The sequence below is a fragment of the Glycomyces terrestris genome, from assembly GCF_003933745.1.
In the GTDB taxonomy this organism is placed as follows: Bacteria; Actinomycetota; Actinomycetes; order Mycobacteriales; family Micromonosporaceae; genus Glycomyces; species Glycomyces terrestris.
Genome location: NZ_RSEB01000001.1, coordinates 487,521 through 513,661 on the forward strand (window position 1 = coordinate 487,521; position 26,141 = coordinate 513,661).

The 26,141-nt window shown below is 72.6% G+C and carries 18 protein-coding genes and 1 riboswitch; of the genes, 6 read left to right on the forward strand and 12 right to left on the reverse strand.

What is annotated here, in order from left to right; genetic code table 11:
* Nucleotides 1-2: 2 nt before the first annotated feature.
* Nucleotides 3-605 (reverse strand): ECF transporter S component, encoded by a 603-nt coding sequence (locus EIW28_RS02330; protein ID WP_125246101.1) that lies wholly within the window; start codon nt 603-605, stop codon nt 3-5.
* Nucleotides 606-640: 35 nt separating this feature from the next.
* Nucleotides 641-743: riboswitch (TPP riboswitch) on the reverse strand.
* A 201-nt stretch (nt 744-944) separates the two neighbouring features.
* Here EIW28_RS02330 and EIW28_RS02335 point away from each other — a divergent pair.
* A complete protein-coding gene (locus EIW28_RS02335) occupies nt 945-1,316 on the forward strand; it encodes an MGMT family protein (RefSeq protein WP_125246102.1) in 372 nt (123 codons plus the stop codon).
* Between the two features lie 365 nt (nt 1,317-1,681).
* On the opposite strand, the gene EIW28_RS02340 is transcribed toward EIW28_RS02335, so the two are convergent.
* Nucleotides 1,682-2,290: a DUF1349 domain-containing protein gene (locus EIW28_RS02340; RefSeq protein WP_125246103.1), complete on the reverse strand. Its 609-nt coding sequence runs from the start codon at nt 2,288-2,290 to the stop codon at nt 1,682-1,684.
* A gap of 55 nt (nt 2,291-2,345) precedes the next feature.
* On the opposite strand from EIW28_RS02340, the gene EIW28_RS02345 reads away from it, so the two are divergent.
* On the forward strand, nt 2,346-4,457 hold the full coding sequence (locus tag EIW28_RS02345) for a RecQ family ATP-dependent DNA helicase (protein WP_125246104.1): 2,112 nt from the start codon (nt 2,346-2,348) through the stop codon (nt 4,455-4,457).
* Between the two features lie 339 nt (nt 4,458-4,796).
* On the opposite strand, the gene EIW28_RS02350 is transcribed toward EIW28_RS02345, so the two are convergent.
* Both EIW28_RS02350 and EIW28_RS02355 read right to left on the reverse strand, forming a co-directional pair.
* Nucleotides 4,797-5,573 (reverse strand): SGNH/GDSL hydrolase family protein, encoded by a 777-nt coding sequence (locus EIW28_RS02350; protein ID WP_125246105.1) that lies wholly within the window; start codon nt 5,571-5,573, stop codon nt 4,797-4,799.
* Nucleotides 5,574-5,761: 188 nt separating this feature from the next.
* The gene (locus tag EIW28_RS02355; protein WP_125246106.1) at nt 5,762-6,547 is read right to left on the reverse strand and encodes an SGNH/GDSL hydrolase family protein; all 786 of its coding nucleotides are present in this window, start codon (nt 6,545-6,547) and stop codon (nt 5,762-5,764) included.
* A 321-nt stretch (nt 6,548-6,868) separates the two neighbouring features.
* Here EIW28_RS02355 and EIW28_RS02360 point away from each other — a divergent pair, with 321 nt between their 5' ends.
* Complete coding sequence (locus EIW28_RS02360) at nt 6,869-7,423, forward strand: SRPBCC family protein (protein ID WP_125246107.1); 555 nt, start codon at nt 6,869-6,871, stop codon at nt 7,421-7,423.
* Between the two features lie 95 nt (nt 7,424-7,518).
* On the opposite strand, the gene EIW28_RS02365 is transcribed toward EIW28_RS02360, so the two are convergent.
* On the reverse strand, nt 7,519-8,454 hold the full coding sequence (locus EIW28_RS02365; RefSeq protein ID WP_125246108.1) for a DMT family transporter: 936 nt from the start codon (nt 8,452-8,454) through the stop codon (nt 7,519-7,521).
* Between the two features lie 339 nt (nt 8,455-8,793).
* Here EIW28_RS02365 and EIW28_RS02370 point away from each other — a divergent pair, with 339 nt between their 5' ends.
* Complete coding sequence (locus EIW28_RS02370) at nt 8,794-11,706, forward strand: glycoside hydrolase family 2 TIM barrel-domain containing protein (protein ID WP_125246109.1); 2,913 nt, start codon at nt 8,794-8,796, stop codon at nt 11,704-11,706.
* A 93-nt stretch (nt 11,707-11,799) separates the two neighbouring features.
* Nucleotides 11,800-12,864: a LacI family DNA-binding transcriptional regulator gene (locus EIW28_RS02375; RefSeq protein ID WP_125246110.1), complete on the forward strand. Its 1,065-nt coding sequence runs from the start codon at nt 11,800-11,802 to the stop codon at nt 12,862-12,864.
* A gap of 54 nt (nt 12,865-12,918) precedes the next feature.
* Here the strand turns inward: EIW28_RS02375 and EIW28_RS02380 are convergent, their stop codons facing one another.
* Nucleotides 12,919-13,143, reverse strand: a complete 225-nt coding sequence (locus tag EIW28_RS02380; protein ID WP_125246111.1) for a CsbD family protein — start codon at nt 13,141-13,143, stop codon at nt 12,919-12,921.
* 188 nt (nt 13,144-13,331) lie between these two features.
* On the opposite strand from EIW28_RS02380, the gene EIW28_RS02385 reads away from it, so the two are divergent.
* Nucleotides 13,332-13,850 (forward strand): GNAT family N-acetyltransferase, encoded by a 519-nt coding sequence (locus tag EIW28_RS02385; RefSeq protein WP_187350558.1) that lies wholly within the window; start codon nt 13,332-13,334, stop codon nt 13,848-13,850.
* A gap of 4 nt (nt 13,851-13,854) precedes the next feature.
* Here the strand turns inward: EIW28_RS02385 and EIW28_RS02390 are convergent, their stop codons facing one another.
* From EIW28_RS02390 to gltB, 6 genes are all read right to left on the reverse strand, one after another.
* Nucleotides 13,855-15,039: a sulfotransferase family protein gene (locus EIW28_RS02390; protein ID WP_125246112.1), complete on the reverse strand. Its 1,185-nt coding sequence runs from the start codon at nt 15,037-15,039 to the stop codon at nt 13,855-13,857.
* Between the two features lie 95 nt (nt 15,040-15,134).
* Nucleotides 15,135-17,312 carry an acyltransferase family protein gene (locus EIW28_RS02395; protein ID WP_158630260.1) on the reverse strand — a complete coding sequence of 726 codons (2,178 nt, stop codon included), beginning with the start codon at nt 17,310-17,312 and terminating at the stop codon, nt 15,135-15,137.
* Between the two features lie 192 nt (nt 17,313-17,504).
* Entirely contained in the window at nt 17,505-18,398 is an 894-nt protein-coding gene (locus EIW28_RS02400) for an acyl-CoA thioesterase (RefSeq protein WP_125246114.1), read from the reverse strand.
* The gene (gene pyk, locus EIW28_RS02405) at nt 18,399-19,808 is read right to left on the reverse strand and encodes a pyruvate kinase (RefSeq protein ID WP_125246115.1); all 1,410 of its coding nucleotides are present in this window, start codon (nt 19,806-19,808) and stop codon (nt 18,399-18,401) included.
* A gap of 169 nt (nt 19,809-19,977) precedes the next feature.
* Nucleotides 19,978-21,447, reverse strand: a complete 1,470-nt coding sequence (locus tag EIW28_RS02410) for a glutamate synthase subunit beta (RefSeq protein WP_125246116.1) — start codon at nt 21,445-21,447, stop codon at nt 19,978-19,980.
* Nucleotides 21,440-25,984 carry a glutamate synthase large subunit gene (gene gltB / locus EIW28_RS02415; protein ID WP_125246117.1) on the reverse strand — a complete coding sequence of 1,515 codons (4,545 nt, stop codon included), beginning with the start codon at nt 25,982-25,984 and terminating at the stop codon, nt 21,440-21,442. The genes EIW28_RS02410 and gltB overlap by 8 nt, the downstream gene beginning before the upstream one ends.
* Between the last annotated feature and the right edge of the window lie 157 nt (nt 25,985-26,141).

Sequence of the window (26,141 nt, forward strand, 5' to 3'; positions counted from 1 at the left end):
GGTCAGATCCGGGCCCGTTCGCGGCCGGCGGGGAACCGGTCGAGGACGCCGGTGGGGAGCATGGCGGCGACGAGGGCCTTGGAGCCGAGGCCGGCGACGATCGCGCCGGAGAGGGCGGCGAAGGCGATGTACGGGAGTTTGAAGGCCCACAGTTCGGTGTCGGGGTACCAGACGAGGACGTCGAAGATGGTGGCGGCGATGCAGGCGAGCGCGCCGGCGGCGACGGCGATCGGGGTGCCGAAGCGGCGGTAGCGTCCGGCCGCGAAGGCGAGCTCGCCGCCGAGGCCCTGGATGAGGCCCTGGTAGATCACGAGGACGCCCCACACGGAGCCGAGGAGGGCGGAGACGGTGGCGGCGAGGGCTTCGGTGAGGAGGCCGGCGCCGACGCGGCGGACGATGAGCGGGGCGAGGACGGCGGGGATGAGCCAGACGCCGTACAGGATGCCCTTGAGCGGGGGCAGGAACGCGAGGACGGGGTCGAGTCCGGTCCAGACGAAGTTCCAGGCCCAGAAGACGACGCCGAAGGCGACGGCGAGGACGGCGCAGGTGAGGATGTCGACGGTGCGCCAGCGGCCGGGGGCAGCCAGGGTGCTGTCGGTAGGCATGGGCTTGCCTTTCAAGTGATGGGTACACAGCGCGACAGCGGCACACGACGACTCCCTACGCCGGTATGACCCGGATCAGGTGTGAGGGTCTGCGGTCGGTTCCGCACTCTCAGCCAATCGGCTCCCCTGTCTGCTTCGACGTTAACACCAAGTGCGGCGTCCGTAGCGGGGCGAGTGCAGGCCGGTGACGCGGGGCGGCCCGGTGCCCCGGGTGCGGGGGCCGATGGTTCGGGACGCCTGTACGGGGGACGCGCGTGTCTGGGGCCGGTGCTCGCGGCCAGCCGAGCCGGACCGGTCCGCGGGAGGGGGCCGTCGCCCGCTGCGGTTAGGCTCGCGGGCATGACGAGCGAGCAGGATTGGGATCTGGTGAAGCGGGTCGTGGAGGCGCTGCCGGACGGCACCTGGACTTCGTACGGCGACCTCGCCGAGCTCATCGGCACCGGCCCGCGCCAAGTCGGCGCGTACATGCGCGACGGGGACGTCTCCCGCGCCTACCGGGTGCTGACCGCGGGCGGCACGGTCTCGGAGGGCTTCCGCTGGTCCGACGGCCGCTCGGGCAAGGACGTGCCCGACCTCCTCCGCGAGGACGGCGTGACGGTGAGCCGCAGCGGCCGGGCCGACAAGGCGCAGCGGATGTTCGTCTACGACCTGAAGCTCCTCGCCGCAGAACTGGACGGCGCGGCACCAGAGGACACCAAAGACCGGAAATAACCGCTAAATCATGATATTTCAGGCCTAAGGGACCCCTGGTTCAAAAATACCCCAGGGGTACGACATTGCAGCGCCACAAGGAATCTGAAGCTTCTTCAGAATGTTCTTCGGCAATCGCTCGGCACCCGCGCGATCCCAGCTGAACGAAGCAGCCTTCGGCCGGAGTCCGGTCGATGCGGGCGGTCAGGGGCAGGTCCCAGCGGCGGCCCCGACCGGAGCGAGCGGCGGAACACCCCCGCGGGAAGGCCGTTCGGCCGAGGTGAGCGGCAGGAAACCCCCTCGGGAAAGCCGCCCGGCCGGCGAAATGCCGGCCGGGCCGCAGTGCTCGCTCAGCGGAGATCGGCGTCCGATTCGGTAGTACTCGCTCAGTGGAGGTCGGCGTCCGGTTCGGTCAGGCGCCAGGAGGTGAACTCGACCGTCAGGCCCGCGCGCGAGGGCGCGCAGCAGTACGGGCCGGCGTGCACGGTCGCGTCGGGGTCGAGCGGGGCGAGGCGCACCAGGCGCCAGGGCTCCTCGACGCCGTCGGCGTCCGTGGCGCGGGCGCGGATCACGACCGCGTCGTTGAAGCGGGTGGCGCGCATCGTGACCTCCTTGCCGGCCCACTCGGGAACCGGCGCGGTCGACCAGTCGGAGCGTCCGTCGGTGACGACCGCGCCGAGCTGGAGCGCGCCGTCGGCGAACTCGACGCCGGTCTTGATCCAGCGCTCGGCGTCGATGCGGACCATCAGCCCCGCCTGGTCGAACTGCGAGCCGTAGTCGGCGATGAACGAGACCTCGACGGCCTGCCCGCGGTCCCACTCCTCCAGGAGCGCGTGCTCGTCGTCATGGACGAAGCCGTAGGCGGTGTGCCGCCACGCGTCACTGCCTTCGACCGCGGTGACCCGCAGCCGTCCGCCGGCCTCCTCGGCCGCGGCCGGCAGCGCCGTCCAGGCGCCGGACTTCCAAGGGACTTCGATGGGTGCGTCGATGTGCATCGGTCCGAGCGTAGCGGCGCCGCCGCTGTCACACCAGTCCTGTACAAAAGGGCCCATGGGGGAAACCACCGAAACGCTCAGGAACGAAGCCGAAGCGCTGCTGCGCGCACTCGCCGGCGAGCACGCCCGCCTGCGCGACGACCAGTGGCGGGCCATCGAGGCGCTCTGCACCGGCGGCGCCGACAGCGCGGGACGGCGCGTGCTCCTGGTGCAGCGCACCGGGTTCGGCAAGTCGGCCGTGTACTTCACGTCCACGGCGCTGCTGCGGCGCCGCGGCGCGGGTCCCACCGTCATCGTCTCGCCGCTCCTCGCGCTCATGCGCAACCAGATCGAGGCCGCCGAGCGCGCCGGCATCCGCGCCCGCACCATCAACTCCGCCAACCCCGAAGACTGGGACGCCATCGCCGAGGCGATCGGCGAGGACGCCGTCGACGTGCTCCTCATCAGCCCCGAGCGGTTGAACAACCCCGCCTTCCGCGACTACCAGCTCCCCAAGCTCGCCGCCGGCTGCGGCATGCTCGTCGTCGACGAGGCCCACTGCATCTCCGACTGGGGCCACGACTTCCGGCCCGACTACCGCCGCATCGCCACCTTCATCGAGGACCTCCCCGAGCGCGTCCCCGTCCTGGCCACCACCGCCACCGCGAACGCCCGCGTCTCCGACGACATCGCCGAGCAGCTCGACCGGCCCGGCACCCCTACGCTCGTCCTGCGCGGCACCCTCGACCGCGAGTCCCTGCACCTGTCCGTGGCCGACCTACCCGACAACGCCCACCGCCTCGCCTGGCTCGACGAGGCCCTCCCCCGCTTCGCCGGCTCCGGGATCGTCTACACGCTCACTGTCGCCGCCGCCGAAGAGGTCAGCGACTACCTCTCCAGCCGCGGCCACGCCGTCGCCTCCTACACCGGGCGCACCGACAACGCCGAGCGCCTCGCCCGCGAGGACGACCTCCTCAACGACCGCATCAAGGCGCTCGTCGCCACCAGCGCGCTCGGCATGGGCTTCGACAAGCCCGACCTCGGCTTCGTCGTCCACTTGGGAGCGCCGTCGTCGCCGGTGGCGTACTACCAGCAGATCGGCCGCGCCGGGCGCGCCCGCGACCGCGCCGAGGTGGTGCTGCTCCCCGGCGCCGAGGACCGCGCCATCTGGGACTACTTCGGGTCGCTGTCGTTCCCGGCCGAGGACGCGGTGCGCCGCACGCTCGACGTGCTCGCCGTCGAGGGCCGGGCCCTGTCGACCGCGGCGCTGGAGACGCGGGTCGACCTGCGCCGCACCAGGCTCGAGATGATGCTCAAGGTCCTCGACGTCGACGGCGCGGTGCGCCGCGTCAAGGGCGGCTGGGAGGCCACGGGCATGCCGTGGACGTACGACGCCGAGCGGTACGCGAAGGTCGCGGCCGCGCGCCGGCACGAGCAGCAGCGGATGCTCGAGTACGAGGCGACCGACCGGTGCCGGCTGGAGTTCCTGCGCGCTGAGCTCGACGACGCCGAGGCCGCGCCGTGCGGGCGCTGCGACAACTGCACCGGGGAGCGCATCGAGGCGAAGGTGTCGTCCGAGGCGGCCGAGGGCGCGGCGGCGGCGCTGTCGAAGCCGGGCGTCACGGTCGAGCCGAAACGCATGTGGCCCACGGGCATGCAGGCGCTCGGCGTGGACCTGAAGGGAAAGATCGCGCCCGAGCTCGGGGCCGAGCCGGGCCGGGCGCTGGCGCGCCTGTCGGACATCGGCTGGGGCGGGCCGCTGCGCGCGCTCCTGTCGGACGGGGCCGACCGCGACGTGCCCGACGACGTGTTCGGCGCGGTCGTCAGGGTGTTGGCGGCCTGGGACTGGGCCGAGCGGCCCGCGGCGGTCGTCTCGACCGGGTCGCTCTCGCGCCCGCGCCTGGTGAACGGGCTCGCCGAGCGGATCGCGGCGCTCGGGCGCATGGAGTACCTCGGCGCGCTCGGGCGCACCCCGGGCGCCGTCTCGGGCGCGCCGCGCGCGAACAGCGCCCAGCGGCTGCACCAGGTCCTGGACGCGTTCACGGTCGACTTCCCGGTGCCGCCGGTGAGCGTGCTCCTCGTGGACGACGTGCGCGACAGCGGCTGGACGGCGACCGTGGCCGCGATGCGGCTGCGGCAGGCTGGCGCGACCTCGGTGCATCCGCTCGCACTGGCACTCCAGGCCTGACGTTCTAGGGGCGCAAGCGTTCAGGGCGCAGGGTTCCGGTGTTCGGAGCGCGGGTTTCCGGTGTTCACGACGCATCGGCTCCGGCGCTGGGCCGCGGAGCCGGGGCGTTCGAAGGGCGGGTTCCCGGTGTTCGCGAGGCACTAGCTCAGGCGCCGGGGCCGCGGGGCCGGGGGGTCGGAGCGCGGTTCCCGATGCTCAGGTGCTCGGGGCCGCGGGGCCGGGGCGTTCGAAGCGCGGGTTCCGGTGTTCACGAGGCACCGGCTCAGGCGCTCGGGGCCGCGGGGCCGTCGAAAGCGCGTGACGGGGCCCGGCGGATCGCCGCCGGGCCCCGTGCCGTGCTCAGAGCGCGCCGAGGAGCGCCGGGTAGTAGCCGGAGGCCTGGCCGGCCGCGTTCGGGTGGTAGGGGACGTCGAAGAGGGTGAAGCCGTGCAGCCACGGCGTGCGCGAGCAGATCTCGTGGCCGGTGAACTCGTCGCGCACGTCCACATAGGTGAACCCGTGGTCCTCGGCGGCGGCCTGGATGACCCCGGCGAGGAGGTCGGCGCCCTGGTTCATGCGGACCTGCTCGGCGATGCTGATCGAACCGAGGGCGTCGCAGGTGTTGCGGGCGGCGAACAGCCGCGGGTAGCCGGTCACGTACACCTCGGCGTCGGGGGCGCGGGTCGCGATCTCGGTGTAGACGGCGTCGAGCCTCGCCGGCAGCTCCTGGGTGGCCTTGCGCTCGGCCTCCTCGATGGCGGGGGTGCAGTTCTGGAACGGGGTGATGCAGGCGATGACGGCGTCGGTCCAGCCGATGTCGTTGCCGCCGATGCCGATCGTGACGAGGTCGGTGCCGGCGTCGAGGGCCTGCACCTGCTCGGCGAGGACGTCGGCGGTGGTCGCGCCGCCGCAGGCGACGAAGGTGAACTCGGCCCCGAGCTCTGCGGCGAGGAGCGCGGGGTGGGCCCTGGTCGAGCGCTGGCAGGCGTCGGTGTAGGAGCCCGCGCCCGAGCCGGAGGAGTAGGAGTCGCCGAGGGCGACGTACTCGGTCTGCTGGGCCTGGGCCGCGGCGGGGGCGAGCAGGAGCATGGCGAGCGCGGCGGCGGCGATCGTCGCTGATCGTCGGAGTCGGTCCATGGAAGGCGTCCTTCGCGGTCGGGGGGAAGACTTGCCCCACATTGTGAACTCGCCGGTAACTTGTTGGGAACCCTGCGACGGTAACAAATCGGGAAATTTACACATCTCGTTCTGATGGTGGCGTCGGCCGGGACCGATGTGGTTGCGGCACTGCGGGAGCGGGGCGACGCGGTCGCCCCGCCGGTCGGTCAGACGGCTCTGGCGACGGCCGGGTAGTAGCCGTTGGCGTGGCCGAGGGCGTTCGGGTGGTACGACTCGGCCGCCGGGTAGCGCAGGCCGTGGAGGTAGGGCACGTCGTCGCAGACGGCGTGCCCGGCGAAGGAGTCGCGCACGTCCACATAGGTGAAGTCGTGCTCGGCGGCGGCCTCGCCGAGGACGTCGGCGAGGAGGTCGGCGGCCTGGTTCATGCGGACCTGCTCGGCCAGCGAGGGCTGGTGGAGCGCGCCGCAGGTGCTGCGCTCGTTGAACAGCCGCGGGTAGCCGAGGACGAGGACCCGGGCGCTCGGCGCGCGGTCGGCGATGGCGGCGTAGGCGCCGTCGAGGAGCGCCGGCAGCTGGTACCGGATGAGCGCTTCGGAGGCCGCGATCTCGTCGGCGCAGTCCGCGAGCGGGGTGAGGCAGGCGGCGACGGCCTCGGTCCAGCCGATGTCGTTGCCGCCGATGCTGACCGTGACGAGGTCGGTGCCCGCGTCGAGCGCCCCGAGTTGCTCGGCGAGGAGGTCGGCCGTGGTCGCGCCCGAGCAGGCCGCGAAGGCGAGGTCGGCGCCGAGGCCGTGGGCGAGGAGCCGCGGGTAGGCGAGGTCGGAGCGGAGGCACTGGGGGTCGGTGTACTCCCCCGCGCCCGTGCCCGAGGCGTACGAGTCGCCGAGGGCGGCGTACTCCTTCGGCCAGGGCTCGGCCTGGGCCGCGGCGGGGAGGAGGACGAGGGCGGCGGAGGCGGCCAGCGCCGCCGCCGCGAGGCGCAGAGGGTTCATTCGGGCTCCGTTCCAAGTCGGTACGAGGTGGAACTGTATTGCCCGTTGCGCCTAAAGAGGCTGAAAATCGTCGTTTTTCGGATGAGTCGCGCTATGTCACGATATTTCAGCCGTTAAGGGACCCCTGGTATCAAGTTTACCGCGAGGGTATGACATCGCCCTGCGGTGGCGAAAACGCGAGAGCCGCTTGGATTCTTGCGGGGCGCCGGGCCGGCGGTCGACGGCACGGGGTTGGCGGCGCGGTCGACTGCCTGGAGCGGCGGGCCCGAGAAGCGGGGCGATCCGGCCGTCCCGGGCGGTCGGCGCGCCTAGGCTGGACGCATGGGCGAATCGACGGCGCGACGGCGGGAGAGCATGTCCGACCAGGCCCTCATCGAGGGCACGGGCGCGGACTGGAAGACGTGGCTGGCCCTGCTCGACGAGCGGGGCGCGGCGGAGCTCGGGCACACCGCGATCGCGCGGATGCTGGTGAGCGAGTTCGAGATCGACGGGTGGTGGGCGCAGTCGATCACCGTCGGGTACGAGCAGGAGCGCAACCTGCGCGAGCCGGGCCAGCGCCCGGACGGGACGTTCAGCGCCAGCGCGTCCAAGACCGTGGCGGCCCCGATCGGATCGGTCTTCGAGCAGCTGGCGGACCCGGAGCTCCAGGCGGCGTGGCTCGACGGGATCGAGCTGTCGCAGCGGAGCGCGTCGCCGCCGAAGTCGGTGCGGTTCGACGCCTCGGACGGCACCCAGGTGTACGCGAACCTGACCGCGAAGGGCGACAAGACGGCCGTGGGCATCGAGGTCGCGAAACTGGAGTCGGCCGAGGCCGCCGCGGCGGCCAAGGCGGCGTGGAAGGACCGGCTGGGCCGCCTCGCCGAGCGGCTCGGCTGAGTTGACCCGGTCGCCGGCTCGGCGATCGAGTAGGCGGTCACCGGCGTCGTCGCCGGGACCGCGCTCGGGCCGCCGATCGGCGGCCCGAGCGCGGTCTAGTGCTTCGCGGTCGGGGCGACTTCCTCGGCCGGGGCGGCGGGCGGGGTCGCCTGCTTGCCGGCGCGGCCGCCGGAGCGGGAGATCGCGACGCCCACGAGCGCGAGCGCGCCGCCGGCGAGGGTGAGCCAGGTCGGGACCTCGCCGAGCAGGAGCCAGGACATGGCGACCACGATCGCGGGGACGACGTACGTGGTGGCGCCCATCTTCCCGGCCGTGGTGTACCGCAACGCGTAGCCCCAGGTGAGGAAGGCGATCGCGGTCGGGAAGAGGCCGAGGTAGAGCACGTGCAGGGTCGCGGCTGCGGGCGCGTCGCCGAGCTGCGTGACGAGCAGGGGCGCGAACGGCAGGCACAGGACCGCGGCGATGGCGTTGCCGAAGGCGGTGAACTGGAGCGAGGAGCAGTGCTGGAGCGTGGGCTTCTGCACCACGACGCTGATGGCGTACGTGACGGCCGAGACGAGGCAGAGCAGGACGCCGACGACGGAGGCGGCGCTGTCGCGGGACATCGAGAGGGAGACGACCGCGACGCCGGCGAAGGCGACGGCGATGCCGAGGAAGAGGCGGGGCGGGAAGCCCTCCTTGAGGATCCAGCCGCCGAGGAGGGCGATGAGGATCGGGCCGATGTTGACGATGAGGGCGGCGGTGCCGGCGTCGACGAGCTGCTCGCCCCAATTGAGGGCGAGCATGTAGAGGCCGAACCAGAGGACGCCGGCGGTGGCGATGCCGGGCCAGGCGCGGCGGCCGGGGAGTCCCTCGCGGCGCAGCGCCCAGACGGCGAGGAGGACGACGGCGGCGACGGCGGCGCGGCCGAGGGTCAGGGGCCCGGGGTCGAGGTGCTGGCCGGCGTCGCGGATGGAGACGAAGGCCGAGGCCCAGCAGAAGACGGTGACGCCGACGGCGAGAGCCGCGCGGGTGTGGAATCGCTCGCTCATGGGGCGGGGGCTCCTCTGGATGGGCGGCCGCGGATCGGCGGCGGCGGGCGGCGGGCGCGGGTCGCGCCCGGGAAAACCTAGCATCGCGGGGCGACACCGGTCATCTGTGAATCGACTGGGAATCGGGGGCGGGGCCCCGGGCCGGGTGGGGCGGGAGGGCGGCCCCTACGATAGAAACCGCTATCTATTCGGGTGGTCCGGATGGTGCGACGCCGCTCCCCGGCGCGCGGATCATGACGGACAATGGGCGGGCCCCTCCCGTCGAACCGAGACGAGGCGGCCGCGCCCCCGCGCGGCAGCTCGACGGGAATGCACGCACACTGAGAGGGAAGCTGACTCATGAGTCGCACCGATTTCACGTACGTGGAAAGCGTTAGCCCCGGGAGCGGGCGGCGCGATCCGCGAGCGGCGCTGGCCTCCGACGCCGCCGCGCTCAGCCTCGACGGCGACTGGCGCTTCCGCCTCGCCGCCGGGCTCCACGACACCGCCGTGGGCTTCGAGGACCCCGCGTTCGACGCGGAGGACTGGGACGTCCTGGCCGTCCCGTCCATGTGGCAGATGCACGACCTCGACGGCGACGCCCCCTACGGCAGGCCCGCCTACACGAACGTGGTCTACCCGTTCCCGGTCGACCCGCCGCGGGTCCCCGACGCGAACCCGACCGGGGAGTACCGCCGCGCCTTCACTCTTCCCACCGACTGGCCAGGGACCGGGCGTACCGTGCTGCGGTTCGAGGGGGTGGATTCGGCGTTCGCGGTGTGGGTCAACGGCATCCGTCTGGGCGACGGGAAGGGTTCGCGGCTGCCGACCGAGTTCGACGCGACCGATCACCTGCGCCCGGGCGAGAACACCGTCGCCGTCCGGGTCCACCAGTGGTCGGCGGGGTCCTACCTGGAGGACCAAGACATGTGGTGGCTGTCGGGGATCTTCCGGCCCGTGTCCCTGGTCCACCGGCCCGAGGGCGGGATCGAGGACGTGTTCGTCCACGCCGGGTACGACCACCGCACCGGCCGAGGTGATTTGCGCATCGAGGCACCCGAGGGCGCTCGGGTCACCGTGCCCGAGCTGGGCATCGACATCAGTGCAGGCGAGACGGTGAGTGTCGCGGTCGAGCCGTGGACGGCCGAGACCCCGCGCCTGTACGACGCCGAGGTCGCCACCGCGACCGAGCGCGTCTCGCTGCGCATCGGTTTTCGCACGGTGGTGGTCGAGGACGGCGTGCTCAAGGTCAACGGCCGCCGGATTCTGCTGCGCGGGGTCAACCGGCACGAGTGGGACCCCGACCAGGGCCGCACCCTGAGCGTGGCGACGATGCGCCGTGACCTAGAGGTCATGAAGCGGCACAACGTCAATGCCGTGCGCACCAGCCACTACCCGCCCGACCGGCGCTTCCTGGACCTGTGCGACGAGATCGGCGTCTGGGTCATCGACGAATGCGACCTCGAAACCCACGGCTTCGTCTTCCACGAGTGGCGGAACAACCCCAGCGACGTGCCGATGTGGAGGGACGCCTACCTCGATCGCATGGCCCGCATGGTCGAACGCGACAAGAACCACGCCTCGGTCATCATGTGGTCCCTCGGCAACGAGAGCCACACCGGGCAGAACCTCGCCGCGATGTCCGCCTGGGCCAAGGAGCGCGACCCCGGCCGCCCCATCCACTACGAGGGCGACTGGGACTCCGGCTACGTCGACGTCTACTCCCGCATGTACGCCGACCACGCCGAGACCGACCGCATCGGGCACCAGACGGAGGAGTCCACGAAGGACCCCGCGCTCGACGGGCACCGCCGGAACCTCCCCTTCATCCTGTGCGAGTACGCCCACGCCATGGGCAACGGCCCCGGCGGCATGAGCGAGTACCAGCGCCTCTTCGAGCAGCACCAGCGCTGCCAGGGCGGGTTCATCTGGGAGTGGATCGACCACGGCGTGCGCAGGCGCACCGACGACGGCCGCGAGTGGTTCGCCTACGGCGGCGACTTCGGCGAACCCCTCCACGACGGCAACTTCGTCATCGACGGCCTCGTCTTCCCCGACCGCGAGCCCTCCCCCGGCCTCATCGAGTTCAAGAAGGTCGTCGAACCCGTCCGCATCACCGTCGACCCCGGCTCGCGCCGCATCACCGTCGAGAACCTCCGCGACTTCGCCGACACCGGCGACCTCGAGTTCACGTGGGCCGTCGAGGACGGCGGCGACGTCGAGCACTCCGGCGGCCTCGACCTGCCCGCCCTCGATCCCGGCAACGCCGCGATCGTCCAGTTCCCCGCGGTCCTCGCCGACCTCGGCGAACCGCGCGGCGAGCGCTGGCTCACCGTGCGCGCCGTCCTCGCCAAGGACGAGCCGTGGGCCGAGGCCGGGCACGAGATCGCCTGGGGCCAGGGGCGACTGGCCGCCGCGGCGGGCCCCGTCCCGGCCGGCGGCGCGCCCGCCGAAGCCGCGGACCGCGGCTACCGGCTCGGGAACGCCGCCTTCGACGCCCTCGGGCGGCTCACCGCGATCGGCGGCCTCGAGCTCGACGGGCCGCGGCTCGACCTGTGGCGCGCCCCCACCGACAACGACCTGCGGTCGTGGCACGCGCCGCTGGCCGACACGTGGAAGCGCGAGACCGTGGGCCTGCACCGCTTGGAGCACAAGGTCCTCGGGATCGAGGCCGACGGCGAGGGCCTGACGGTCGCCACCAGGGTCGCCGCCGGCGCCGCCGAGATCGGCATGGGCGCGGTCTACAAGTGGCGGTCCGAGGGCGGGCGGCTGTGGCTCACCGTCGAGGTCGAACCCCAGGGCGACTGGGACTTCCCGCTGCCACGCCTGGGCGTGCGCGCCGCCGTCCCGAAGGAGCTCGACGACGTGACGTGGTTCGGCGGCGGCCCCGGCGAGGCGTACGCGGACACGCGCGACGCCGCCCGCGTCGGCCGGTTCCGGTCCACTGTGGCCGGGATGCAGACCCCGTACGTGTTCCCGCAGGAGAACGGCTCGCGCATCGACGTGCGCTGGGCATCGCTCTCGGGCGGGGGCCGCACCCTCACGGTGCTCGGGGCCCCGCACTTCGCGTTCACGGTGCGGCCGTGGACGAGCGAGGACCTCGCAGCCGCGCGCCACCGCACCGACCTGGTCGAACGCGACCGGCTCTACCTCAACCTCGACGCGGGCCTCCAGGGCATGGGCTCGGCCGCGTGCGGCCCCGGCGTGCTCCCCGAGCACCGCCTGCTGCCGCGCGCCGCCGCGTTCACGCTGGGATTCGAGGTCGCCGAGTAGGAGCGCGGCGGGTTCGCGCGACAGGGGCGTCCACGGTGTGAACTACCCTGAGTGCGGACCCGCCGCATCCCCACCGGTGAGAGAAGGACCCCTGTGCCGAAGAAGTCGAACGCCGAGGCCGGCAAGCGCCCGACCATCCGGGACGTGGCCGCGCGCGCGGGCGTGTCGGTGCCGACGGTCTCGCGGGTCCTCGCCGGGAACTACCCCGTCGCGCCCGCGACCCGCTCGAAGGTGCTCCGGGCCATGCGCGAACTCGACTACGTGGTGAACGCGCACGCCCGGGCCCTGGCGGGGGCGACCACGAAGACCGTGGCGTTCGTCGTGGACGACGTGACCGGGCCCTTCTACGCGCACATCGCGCGCGGCGTCGAGCAGCAGGCCGCCTCCGAGGGCCGGCTGTGCCTGCTGTGCACGACGCACGGCGACCCCGAGCGCGAGCTCGCGGTCGTCGAGCTCATGCGCGAGCAGCGCGCCGAGGCCGTCATCGTCGTCGGCGGCGGCTGGGACGACGAGCACTACCAGGAGCGCATGCGGTACTTCGCGACCGCGCTCGACCGGTCCGGGTCGCGCCTGGTGCTGTGCGGGCGGCCCTCCCCCGGCGACGACGTCCCGGCCACGGTCGTCCACTACGACAACGAGGGCGGGGCGTACGCGATGGCCTCGCACCTGCTGTCGGCCGGGCACCGGCGCATCGGCTACCTGGGGTTCGGCGCGGGCCTGACCACCACCGACGAGCGCATCCGCGGGTTCAAGCGGGCGCACGCCGACCACGGCGTCGCGGTGGACGAGTCGCTGATCCTGCCGGGGACCTTCAGCAAGGCCGCCGGGCACGAGCTGACGCGCCGGCTCCTCGCCGAGCGCGACGACGTCACGGCCGTCTTCGCCGCCACCGACATGGTCGCGGCCGGGGTGCTCAAGGCGCTGCGCGAGGCGGGCGTGCGCGTGCCCGAGGACATGTCGGTCGTCGGCTTCGACGACATCCCGCTCGCCTCCGACCTGACGCCGGCGCTGACGACGGTGCACGTCCCGCACGAGCAGCTGGGCCGCGAGGCGGTGCGGCTGGCGCTCCACAGGGGACTCGAACTGGACGACAGGATCGTCCTGGGAACCCACATCGTGGTCCGGGAGACCGTCGCCCCGCCGCGGCGCCGGGGCTAGACGCGCGCGAGGGCCGGGACGCTGGAGGCGTCCCGGCCCGGAGCGCTCTGGGCTCTACCGGTTCTCGTCGCGGTTGCCGGTCATCCGCTCCTTGGCTTCGTGGAGCTTGTCGCCGGCGCCCTCCTGGACGTCGTGCCACTTCTCCTTCGCCTTGCCCTTGAGCTCGTCGGCGCGGCCCTCGTTCTCGAGACTCTCGTTGTCGGTGGCGTCGCCCCACTTCTCCTTGGCGCGCCCCTTCATCTGCTCGGCCTTGTCCTTTGCCTGGTCGAATGCACCCATTGCTGGCTCCTCCTTCGGTGCGGTTCGACCCCGGGGTACCCCTTCGCCCGCCGATCATGCACCGGCCCCCTCCAATGGACCCGTGACGTCGGGCGCGACCTGCGGAAACGACCCGGTCATGGGCGGGCTGGAAAACCCCGTCGGATTCCCGATGGCGGGGAGCCGGGCGCGCGGGGCAGAATCCGGGGGTGACCAGTGACAGTGCGAGCGGGACCTTCGAGGTCCGCGCAGTGCGCCCGGCCGAGTACGCGGGGCTCGGGGAGTTGACCGTCGGCTCGTACGAGGCGGGCGGGTTCCTCATCGGAGGGCTCGAGGACGGGTACGTGCCGCACCTGCGGGACGTGGCGCACCGGGCGGCGTCGGCGACGGTGCTCGTGGCCGTGGACGGCGACCGGGTGCTCGGCGGCGTGACCATCGCGTTCCCGGGGAGCCCGCTCATGGAGCTCGGCGGGGACGGGGACGCCGAGATCAGGATGCTCGCGGTCGACCCGGCCGCGGGCGGGCGCGGCGTCGGGTCGGCGCTCGCGGCGGCGTGCGTGGAGCGCGCCAGGGCCGAACCCGGCACGAAGCGGATCGTCCTGTGCTCGCAGCAGACGATGACGACCGCGCACCGGATCTACCGCCGGCTCGGGTTCGAGCGGGAGCCGTCCCTGGACTGGGAGCCGGTCCCGGGCGTGCTGCTGTGGGCGTTCTCCCTGTCGCTGTGAGGACCTAGAGGAAGCCCCCGTAGATGCGCTTGTAGTCGGCGAACGCGTGGTCGACCTCGGCGGGGCCGAGGCCGTAGCGCGCCAGGTCGTACCGGTGGTCGAAGGGCCGGGCGGCGACGGCGGCGTCGAGCGCCTCCTGCTCGGTCCTCCCCCATTGGACGCCGAGGCGCTCGAAGAGCCCCGGGAGCCGGTCGGTCTGGCCGGTGAGGTGCCGGTAGGGGACGTCGACCACCGTGTACGCGGGCAGGCGGGCCCGCTCGGCGCGGGCGCGGTCGACCCCGGTGGCGAGCAGGCCGAGCCACAGGCGGCCGATGTCGCGCGGGTCGTGCTCGGTGGTGCTGACGGCGGTGGCCGTCTCGGTCATCGAGCACAGCGAGGCGAGCGCGGTGGCGGGGTCGCGGTGGGTCCACACGACCTGGGCGTCCGGGAAGGTCTTCATGAGCGCGCCGAGGTTCCACAGGTGCGCGGGGGCGCGCAGGACCCAGCGGCGGCGCGGGAGGCCGTGCTGGAGGACCTGGAGGGTCTGCTTGAGGTAGCGGTAGTCGGCGGTGTAGTCGCGGTCGAGCATCCACTGGACGTAGCCGGGCGGGTGGACGCGCACGAGGTGCCCGATGCCGTGCGGGAGGACCCACACGCACGAGTCGGGCCGGTCGGGGTGCATGTCGTAGATGCCGCCGAACGTGGGGATGGCGCGGCGCTGGGCCTCGACGGTCTTCTCGGCGCGGCGGCGGGCGTCGTCGGCCGGCGCGGAGGGCAGGTCGGGGTGCATGAGCTGGTGGAGCAGCGGCGCGCGGTGGCCCTCGGCGGCCGCGAGGAGGCGCTGGAGGACGGCGGTGCCGGTGCGGGGCGCGCCGGTGACGACGATCGGCCGGTCGACGCGCTCGTCGGCGAGCTCGGGGTTGAGGGCGTGGAGCTTGCGGATGCGCAGGTGGTTCTCGATGCGGTCGGTGATCTCCTGGAAGATCCCGATCCAGCCCATCGGGGTGAGGCCGGGGACGTCGGCGTAGGCGCGCAGGAGGACCCGCATGTCCTCTACGAAGTCCTCGTCGCCGCGCGCGGTCGAGGCGGTGCGGCCCTCGGCTTCGCGCACCGCGCGCTCGATGAGGCGGTCGACCTTCTTGCGCCGGCCCGCGATCGCGGGGGTGAGGACCGTGTTGACGGCCCTGAGCCAGGGCGCGACGCGCTCCATGAGCTGTGACTCCTTTGTGCCGCATACGAAAACGAGGTGAGCCTACCGCCCGGTAGGACGGGGGCCCACCTCGCTCCGCCTGTATGTGCAGTCTGCTACTGCGCCTCCGGGTCGAGCGGGATCGCGGCCGCGAGCTGCGGCGCGAGCTCGGCGACGAAGCGCGCCGACAGGTGGTTGGCGTCCCGGTAGACCAGCAGGTCGCCGACGATGACGGGGCAGGCGCCGCCGTCCGTGTCGCAGATCCACGGGATCGGGTCGACCGCGGTCGCGCCGGCGGCGGTGACGGCCTCGACGGTCGCCTCCCGGCGGGCGGGGTCCACGACCGCCTCGTCGAGGTCGCCGACGCACTCGCTCGCGTCCCGCGGATTGGAGGCGAGGCACTCGGGGACGTTGAAGCCCGCGTCGGGCGTGTCGGCGAGGTAGTAGACGTCCGCGCCGGTCTCCCCGAGCCGCTCGACCGACTCGGCCCAGCCCTCGACCCACGCCCGCTGGGGGTCGTCGGCGAGGATCTCCTTGCGGTCGTAGGCGGCCGCGACGACCGCGTCCGGCCGGACCTCGTCGAGGAGCTCGTAGACGCCGTCCTTCCACACCGCGCACTCGGTGTACTCGCGCTTGAGGTACGGGTCGTACGTGGCGACCTGCGGGACCGAGCAGTTCGACTTGGTCATCACCAGCAGCCGCCACCCCGCCGCCTCGGCGTTCTGGTTGAGCGCCGGGAACCACTGAGCCGCATGGGAGTCGCCGAAGAGGACGACGGTGCGCTCACCGTCGGGGTCGCCGTACCAGCAGTCCTCGTTGACCTCGGAGTCGTCGCGGCCGACCTGGCAGCCGTCGTCGTAGGACGCGGGCGTGTCCAGTTCGGCGTCCTCCAGGGACGGCGTCAGGTTCGCCGGAACGGTGTCGACGTCAGAGGAGTCGTCCAGCAGCTCCCACACGGTCGCGTCGTTCCCCGTGACCTCGGCGGCCTCCTCCTGCGTGGCCGCCGGCATCGGCTGGAGCGAGGCGAGGATCGACATCGCCAGCGCGGCCGTGATGAGCCCGCCGCCCATGGCGAGCGCCCGGGAGGGCACCCGCACGAGGGCGCGGCGGGTGCGGATGGGGTGCTCCACCAGGTGGAAGGTGGCGACCGAGAGGAGGAACGCGGCGGCCATGAGCATGAGGCGGTCGCGCAGGCGCGGGTGGTCGATGCCGAGGGCGGCGGGGCCGATCATGAGCAGCGGCCAGTGCCACAGGTAGAGGCCGTAGGAGAGCTTGCCGATGTACTGGGCGGGCGCGATGCCGAGGAGCGCCGTGGCGCCGAAGCGGTGCGGGGCGCAGCCGGCGGCGATGACGAGGGCGGTGCCGGCGACGGGGAGGGCCGCGGCGGCGCCGGGGAACGTCGTGCGCTCGTCGATGACGGCGAGGGAGGCGGCGATGAGGCCGAGGCCGGCCCACGAGAGGGGCGCGGCGGCCCGGGCGGGGAGGCGCCTGAGGCGCCCGGCGGCGAGGGCGACACCCGCGCCCGCGGCGAGTTCCCATGCGCGCGTGTGGATGCCGAAGTAGGACCAGGTGGGGTCGGGGCCGGAGCGGGTGACGCTACACCAGAAGGAGGCGATCCCGATGGCGGCCAGGACGACCGCGATCGCGGCGGTGCGGCGGCGGCGCAGGTGGCCGGCGCGCGCGAAGCGCCCGCCCCAGATGCGGCGGGCGGCCAGCGCGATCGCGAGCAGCAGGAGGGGCCAGGCGAGGTAGAACTGCTCCTCGACCGCGAGGGACCAGAAGTGCTGGAGCGGCGAGGGGGTGGCGTCGGCGTTGAGGTAGTCGGTGTCCTCGCGGGCGAGGCGGATGTTGAGGACGTTGAGCGCGGCGGCCGCGGCGTCGGTGGCGATGTCGGGCAGGCGGGTGCGGGGGAGCCAGGCCCAGGCGGCGGCGAGGGTCGCGGCCAGCACGACGGTGGCGGCGGGCAGGAGGCGCACGGCGCGGCGGGCGTAGAAGCCGGCGATGGAGACGCGGCCGGTCCTGTCGATCTCGCGCAGCAGGAGGGAGGTGATGAGGAAGCCGGAGATGACGAAGAAGACGTCGACGCCGATGAAGCCGCCTTCGGAGTGGAAGAAGCCGATGTGGGCCGCGATGACGGCGCCGACGGCCAGGGCCCGGAGGCCTTCGATGTCCGGTCGCCAGTGGCTGGGGCGCGCACTGGGGGCCTGGTCGCGGGGGGCCGGGGCTCCGGCCGGTTCTCGTATGGGGGCGCCGCCCGAGGGCGTCGCCGTGGGTTCCGCGTTGGTCAGACGCATGTGTTCGGTCTCCGCTGGGTTCACCGGGCAGGACGTCGCCGGTCGGGCTGGACCGGCCTTGATGGGGATGGGGGGGTCGGTCTCGGGGACGAACGCCGACCATAGCATTCGTCCGATTCCGGGACCGGCCCCCTCGAATCCGGTGAAATCCGTCTCGATCGGCCGATCACGGCCGGTGCGCGGCGTCCCGGTCTACGGGACGCCGGGCGCTTCGGGGGTCTGCCGGAGCAGGCCCTCCTGGGTCGCCGAGGCGAGGTGGTTGCCGGCGGCGTCGAAGAACCGGCCCTGGGCCAGGCCGCGGCCGTCGGCCGCGGTCGGGGAGACCGAGTCGTACAGGATCCAGTCGTCGAAGCGGAACGGGCGGTGGAACCACAGGGCGTGGTCCAGGCTCGTGCCGAGGTAGCCGCCGGGGCCCCACACGGCGCCGTGGCGCGACAGGACCGAGTCCAGGAGCGTCAGGTCCGAGGCGTAGGTGAGGACGCACACGTGGATGAGCGGGTCGTCGGGGAGCTTCCCGTCGGCCTTCATCCACACCCGCTGGTGCTCCTGGGCCGGGCGCTCGCCGGAGGCGGAGAAGCCCGAGCCGCCGATGTAGCGCACGTCGATGGGGCGCGGCACGCGCGCCCACATGCCGAGCCGGTCCGGGTGCGACTTCAGCTGCTCGGGGAGCGGCGGGATCGACTCGGGGGCGGGCAGGTCGGCCGGGGCCGCGTCGGCGTGCTCCAGGCCCGGCTCGCCGGTGTGGAACGAGGCGGACATGAAGAAGATCGTCTGCCCGTTCTGGAGGGCGACCGTGCGGCGCACCGAGAAGGAGCGGCCGTCGCGGATGTTCTCGACCTGGTAGATGATCGGCTTGGTCGAGTCGCCGGGGCGCACGAAGTAGCCGTGCAGGGAGTGCACGCGCCGGTCGCCGGGCACGGTGCGCCCGGCGGCGACGAGCGCCTGGCCGGCGACCTGGCCGCCGAAGACCCGCTGGAGGCCGACCTCGGCGCGCGGGCCGCGGAACAGCCCGGCGTCGACGCGCTCCAGGTCGAGGACGCCGAGGAGCGAGTCCACGGCGTCCTGTCCTACGAGGACCTCGACCATCTAGGAGCCGATCTGGTGGACCCGGACCGTGTTGGTCGAGCCCGGGGTGCCCGCCGGGGTGCCGGCCACGATCACGACGAGGTCGCCGGGGGCGGCCAGGTGGTGCTCCTGGAGGGTCTTGTCGACCAGCTGGAACATCTGGTCGGTGTGGTCGACGTGCTCCACGAGGTAGGAGTCGGTGCCCCAGGAGAGGGCCATCTGGTTGCGGACCGACTCGATCGGGGTGAGGCCGTAGATCGGGCGGTTCGGCTTGAGGCGGGCGAGGCGCTTGACGGTGTCGCCGGTCTGGGTGAAGGCGACGAGGGCCTTCGCGCCGATCGCGTCGGCGATGTCGGCGGCGGCGTGGGTGACGGCGCCGGACTTGGTGCGCGGGTCGTGCTTGAGCTCGGCCAGCGGGATCGGGCCGCACTCGGTGGTCTCGACGATCTTCGCCATGGTGCGGACGGTGCCGATCGGGTACTTGCCGACCGAGGTCTCGCCCGAGAGCATCACGGCGTCGGTGCCGTCGAGGACGGCGTTGGCGACGTCGGAGACCTCGGCGCGGGTCGGGCGGGCGTTCTCGATCATCGAGTCGAGCATCTGGGTGGCGACGATGACCGGCTTGGCGTTCTCGCGGCAGAGGCGCACGATCTCCTTCTGCACGATCGGGACCTCGTCGAGGGGCATCTCGACGCCCAGGTCGCCGCGGGCGACCATGACGCCGTCGAAGGCCAGGACGATTTCCTCGAGGCGCGCGACGGCCTCGGGCTTCTCGATCTTGGCGACGATCGGGCGGCGCACGCCGACCTCGTCCATGACCTTGTGGCCCAGGCGGACGTCGTCGGGGGTGCGCACGAACGACATCGCGATGAGGTCGACGCCGAGGTTCAGGGCGAACTTCATGTCCGAGATGTCCTTCTCGGACAGCGCCGGGACGGAGATCGCCACGTTCGGCAGCGACAGGCCCTTGTTGTTCGAGACCGGGCCGCCCTCGACGACCAGGCACTCGACGTCGGTGTCGTCGGCGCCGAGCACTTCGAGCGCCAGCTTGCCGTCGTCGACCAGGAGGCGGTCGCCCTTGGAGACCTCGGCCGGGAGCTTCTTGTACGTGCAGGAGACGCGGTCGTGGGTGCCCTCGACGTCGTCGGAGGTGATCTTGATGCGGTCGCCGGCGTTCCACTGCTCGGAGCCGTTCGCGAAGGTGCCCAGGCGGATCTTGGGGCCCTGCATGTCGGCGAGGATCGCGACGGGCTTCCCGGCGGCCGCGGCGGCTTCGCGCACCATCTGGTACACGGCCTCGTGGTCGGCCTGGGCGCCGTGGGAGAAGTTCATGCGGGCGACGTTCATTCCGGCGTCGATCAGGCCGGCCATGCGCTCGGGCGTGGCGGTCGCAGGCCCGATGGTGCAGACGATTTTTGCTCTACGAGTCACCCTGCGATGTTATATCGGACGCTCACTCGCACTCAGGGGGTCACCGCAGTTGAGAGCTGGAATTCACCGCCCCGGAATTGCGAAAAGAGCGTAGGCGGAATTGAGCGCAGTGCGTCCGGGGCGCTTGCGTTCGGACGTATTTACTGCGCTCAATTCCGCCTATTGCACGTTATGCGGCGAGCGGTTGTGCGGTCGAGGCGACCGGCGACGGCAGGGCCGTCTGGCCGCCGAGGTAGCGGTGCGCCGCGGCGGCCGCGGCGCGGCCCTCGGCGATCGCCCACACGATGAGCGAGGCGCCCCGGTGGGCGTCCCCGGCGACGAACACGCCGGGCGCGTCCGTCTGCCAGTCCTCGCCGCAGTCGATCACGTTGCGGCGCGTGCGCTCGATGCCGAGCTGGCGCAGCAGCGGCTGGTCCTCGGTCCCGGCGAAGCCGATCGCGAGCAGCACCAGGTCCGCGGGCACGATCTGCTCGGTGCCGGGCACCGGGATCACGTCGCGGCGGCCCTGGGACTTGTCCACGGTGACCTCCGAGAGGCGCATCTGGCGGACGTGCCCGTGCTCGTCGCCGATGAACTCCGCGGCGGCCGAGCCGTAGTTGCGCTCGCCGCCCTCCTCGTGGGCCGGGTAGTTGCGGACGATGACCGGCCAGGTCGGCCACGGGTCCCTGCCGCCGTCGCGCTCGGCCGGCGGCATCGGGTACAGGTCGAGCTGGCGGACCGAGGCCGCGCCCTGCCGGTGGGCCACGCCCAGGCAGTCCGCGCCGGTGTCGCCGCCGCCGATGATGACCACGTGCTTGCCCTTGGCGTCGATCGGCGCGAACGGGGCCTTGCCGGCCACGACCTGGTTGGCGCCCACCAGGTGCTCCATCGCCTGGTGGATGCCGGCGAGCTCGCGGCCGGGCTGGTCGGTCTCGCGGCCCTCGAGCGCGCCCACGGCGAGCACCACCGCGTCGTGGCGCTCGCGCAGGTCCGCGGCGGTGATGTCGACGCCGACGTTCACGTCGCACAGGAACTCGACGCCCTCGGCCTCCATCTGGGCCACGCGGCGGTCGATGTGGTGCTTCTCCAGCTTGAAGTCGGGGATGCCGTAGCGCAGGAGCCCGCCGGGGGCGTCGTCGCGCTCGTACACCGTCACCGAGTGGCCCGCGCGGGCCAGCTGCTGGGCCGCGGCCAGGCCGGCCGGGCCGGAGCCGACGACCGCCACCGACTTGCCGGTCGCGAACGCGGCCGGGCGCGGCTCGACGTTGCCGTCGTCGAAGGCCCGGTCGATGATCTCGACCTCGATGTTCTTGATCGTCACCGGGTCGTCGCCGATGCCGAGGACGCACGCGGCCTCGCACGGGGCCGGGCACAGCCGCCCGGTGAACTCCGGGAAGTTGTTCGTCGCGTGCAGCTGCTCGATCGCGGCGCCCCACCGGTCGGTGCGGGCCAGGTCGTTCCACTCGGGGATGCGGTTCCCGAGCGGGCACCCGTTGTGGCAGAACGGGATGCCGCAGTCCATGCAGCGCGACGCCTGGGCCGTCACGAGCTCCTTGGTGGTGCGGGTGTACACCTCGCGGTTGTCGAGGATGCGCACCGGGATCGGGCGCTTCTTCGGCACCTCGCGCTGGTGTTCGAGGAATCCGCTGGGGTCAGGCATTGGCGGCCTCCGTCTGGGCTTGCTGGAGGGCGAGAACGGCCTTGTACTCGCGCGGGATGACCTTGGTGAAGCCGCTGGCGGCCTTGGGCCAGTTGCCGAGCAGCTCCGCGGCGACCGCCGAGCCGGTGGCCCGGCCGTGGCGCAGCAGCAGCGAGTGGACCAGGTCGATGTCGGAGGCCGACAGCGGGTCCAGGTCCGCGAGCGCGGTGTTGGTGCGGGACTCGTCCAGGCGCCACACGTAGGCGACGCCGCCGGACATGCCGGCCGCGAAGTTGCGGCCGGTGGGCCCGAGCACGAGGACGGTGCCGCCGGTCATGTACTCGCAGCCGTGGTCGCCGACGCCTTCGACGACCGCGACGGCGCCGGAGTTGCGGACGGCGAAGCGCTCGCCGACCTTCCCGCGGATGTACGCCTCGCCGGAGGTCGCCCCGTACAGGAGCGTGTTGCCGGCGATGACGTTGTCCTCGGCCGCGAACGGGGCCCCGGCGTCGGGCGTGAGCACCAGGCGCCCGCCCGAGAGGCCCTTGCCGACGTAGTCGTTGGCGTCGCCGACGAGCTTGAACGTCGCGCCCCGGGTGAGGAACGCGCCGAACGACTGGCCGGCGGTGCCGCGGAAGACCACCTTGATCGCGTCGTCGGCCAGGCCCTCGCGGTGCGCGCGGGAGACGGCCGCGCCCAGGAGGGCGCCGACGGACCGGTCGGTGTTGCGGATCGGCAGCTCGGCCTCGACGCGCTCGCCGCCGTCGATCGCCGGGCGGACCAGGTCCACCAGCCGGGCCCCGAGGGTGTCGGCGACGCCGTGGTCCTGGACGGTGGCCTGGACGCGCGGGCCGGCGACGGGGGCGGCGATGACGTTCGACAGGTCCACGCGGGCGGCCTTGCGGCCGGGCGCGGGGAGCTGGCGGAGCCGCTCGACGTTGCCGATGGCCTCGTCGAGGCTGCGGTAGCCGAGCTCGGCGAGGAGCTCGCGGACCTCTTCGGCGATGTAGCGGAAGAAGTTCTCCACGAACTCGGGCTTGCCGGTGTAGCGCTGGCGCAGGACCGGGTCCTGGGTGGCGACGCCGACCGGGCAGGTGTCGAGGTGGCAGACGCGCATCATGACGCAGCCGGCGACGACGAGCGGCGCGGTGGCGAAGCCGAAGCCCTCGGCGCCCAGGAGCGCGGCGACGACGACGTCGCGGCCGGTCTTCATGGCGCCGTCCACTTCGAGCTTGACGCGGTCGCGCAGGCCGTTGCGGACGAGGGTCTGCTGGGCCTCGGCGAGGCCGATCTCCCACGGGGTGCCCGCGTGCTTGATCGAGTTCGCCGGGGAGGCGCCGGTGCCGCCGTCGTAGCCGGAGATGAGGATCGAGTCGGCCTTGGCCTTGGACACGCCCGCGGCCACGGTGCCGACGCCGACCTCGGACACGAGCTTCACGTGGACCTCGGCGTCGCCGCCGCCGGCGTGCTTGAGGTCGTGGATGAGCTGCGCGAGGTCCTCGATGGAGTAGATGTCGTGGTGCGGGGGCGGGCTGATCAGGCCCACGCCCGGGGTCGCGTTGCGGGTCTTGGCGATCCACGGGTGGACCTTGTTGCCGGGCAGCTGGCCGCCCTCGCCGGGCTTGGCGCCCTGGGCCATCTTGATCTGGATGGCGTCGGCGGTGGCGAGGTACTCGGAGGTGACGCCGAAGCGGCCGGAGGCGACCTGCTTGATCGCCGAGCGGCGCTCGGGGTCGTAGAGGCGGTCGACGTCCTCGCCGCCCTCGCCGGAGTTCGAGCGGCCGCCGAGGCGGTTCATCGCGACGGCGAGGGTCTCGTGGGACTCCGAGGAGAGCGCGCCGTAGGACATCGCGCCGGTGTGGAACCGCTTGACGATCGACTCGACCGGCTCGACCTCCTCGAGCGGGACGGCCTCGCGGGAGTCGTCGAAGCCGAGCATGCCGCGCAGGAGCCCGGAGTCGGCGGCGATCGCGTTCACCTTGTCGGTGTAGCGCTTGAACACCTCGTACTGGCCCGAGCGGGTGGCGTGCTGGAGCAGGAACACCGTCTCGGGGTTGAACAGGTGGACCTCGCCCTCGCGGCGCCACTGGTAGTCGCCGCCCGGCGGCAGCGGCTCGGCGGCCTCGACGGTCCGCTCGTAGGCGGCGCGGTGGCGCTCGGCCACCTCCTTGGCGAGGGTCTGGAGGCCGATGCCGCCGATCGAGGAGTCGGTGCCGGTGAAGTACCGGTCCACGAAGTCGGCGTCGAGGCCGACGGCCTCGAAGATCTGCGCGCCGGTGTAGGAGGCGATCGTGGAGATGCCGATCTTCGACATCACCTTGAGCACGCCCTTGCACAGCGCGTTGATGTAGTTCTCGACCGCCTGCGCGGGCTCGACGTCGACCACGCCCTGCGCGCACAGCTCCTCGACGGAGTCGAACGCGAGGTACGGGTTGATCGCGGCGGCGCCGTAGCCGAGGAGGACCGCCGCGTGGTGGACCTCGCGGCAGTCGCCGGTCTCGACCAGGAGCGCGACCTTGGTGCGGGTCTGCTCGCGCACGAGGTGCTGGTGCACGGCGGCGGTGAGCAGGAGCGAGGGGATCGGCGCGAGGTCGGCGGTGGAGTCGCGGTCGGAGAGCACGAGGATGCGCACGCCGTCCTCGATGGCCTCGGAGACGTGGCGGCAGATCTCGACCAGGCGGTCCTTCAGGCCCCGCGAGCCGTGGCGGGCCTTGTAGACCCCGGAGACGCGCACGGCCTTGAAGCCGGGCATGTCGCCGTCCTCGTCGATGTGGAGGATCTTCGCGAGCTCCTCGTTCGACAGGATCGGGCGGGCCAGCTCGATCTGGCGGCACGAGTGCGGGCCGGGTTCGAGGAGGTTGCCCTCAGGGCCGACGGTGGTGCCGAGCGCGGTGACCAGCTTCTCGCGGATGGCGTCCAGCGGCGGGTTGGTGACCTGCGCGAACAGCTGCGTGAAGTAGTCGAACAGGAGCTTCGGGCGCTTCGAGAGCCCGGCGATCGGCGTGTCCGAGCCCATGGAGACCAGGGGCTCCTCGCCCTTGGCGGCCATGGGGGCGAGGAACATGCGCAGCTCCTCGTCGGTGTAGCCGAAGGTGAGCTGGCGGCGGCGCACGGACTCGGGGTCGTAGGTGCGGGCCTTGCGCTCGGGCAGCTCCTCGAGGCGGATGAGCCCGGCGTGGAGCCAGTCCCCGTACGGGTGCTCCTTCGCGAGCGCGTCCTTGACCTCCTCGTCGTCGAGGATGCGGCCGGCCTCGGTGTCGACCAGGAACATGCGGCCCGGCTCCAGGCGGCCCTTCTGGGCGACCTGGTCGGGCTCGATGTCGACGACGCCGGCTTCGGAGGCGAGGACGACGAGGTCGTCGGTGGTGCGCCACCAGCGGGCGGGGCGCAGGCCGTTGCGGTCGAGGACCGCGCCGATCTGGACGCCGTCGGTGAAGCAGACGGCGGCCGGTCCGTCCCACGGCTCCATGATCGAGGCGTGGTAGCGGTAGAAGTCGCGGCGCTTGGGGTCCATGGTCGCGTTGTGCTCCCACGCCTCCGGCACCATCATGAGCATGGCGTGGGGCAGGCTGCGCCCGCCCAGGTGGAGGAGTTCGACGACCTCGTCGAAGTTGAGGGAGTCGGAGCCGCCGGGCGTGTTGATCGGGAACAGGCGGCGCAGGCGGCCGGGCAGGGCCTCGGTGGCGAGCTCGGCCTGGCGGGCGGTCATCCAGTTGCGGTTGCCGCGGATCGTGTTGATCTCGCCGTTGTGGGCGACCATCCGGAACGGGTGGGCCAGCGGCCACGACGGGAACGTGTTGGTGGAGAAGCGCGAGTGGACCAGCGCGATCGCGGAGGCGAAGCGCGGGTCGGCGAGCTCGGGGTAGAACTGGGGCACCTGCGCCGGGGTGAGCATGCCCTTGTACACGACGGTGCGGGAGGAGAGCGTGACGATCGCGGCGCCGTCGAGGTGGCGCTCGCGCATCTCGCGCTCGGCCTGCTTGCGGACGCAGAACGCGAGCCGGTCGAGCTCGATCCCGGCGGCGGCGGCGTCCTCGGCGGCGAGGAAGACCTGGGAGACGCGGGGCTTGGAGGCGAGCGCGGCGGCGCCGAGCCCGGACGGGTCGGTGGGCACGTCGCGCCAGCCGAGGACGCGGCAGCCCTCGGCGACGGCGTACTTCTCGACGATCGCGCGGGCGCGCAGGGTCTCCTCGTCGCCCTCGGGCGTGAAGACCAGGCCGGCGGCGTAGTGGCCGGCGGCGGGCAGGGTGAAGTCGACGGCGTCGCGGTAGAAGGCGTCCGGGATCTGCAGCATGATGCCCGCGCCGTCCCCCGAGTCGGGGTCGGGTGCGGTCGCGCCGCGGTGCTCCATGCGCACGAGCGCGGAGAGGCCGCGCTCGATGACGTCGTGGGCGGCCCGGCCTTGCATGTCCGCGACGAAGGCGACGCCGCAGGCGTCGTGTTCCCAGGCGGGGCGGTAAAGACCGGGTTCGGTGTGCAGGGCAGAAACCAACCGTGGCCTCCTTCGTCGTCGAGCGCTCGCAGCAGGTGGGGGCGCTGGAGCACAGCGGTGTTTCATACGGGACGACGTCGGCCCGAGAGAATGCAAAGTGTCAGCCGAGTGTAATGCATCGCTCATCTGGCGGACACCATCGTCCTACGATCCGAGCAGGTCGCGCGGTTTTTCTGAACGGACGCTCAGGAAGCGCGCAACCGGCGTGTAATGGTCGTGTAAC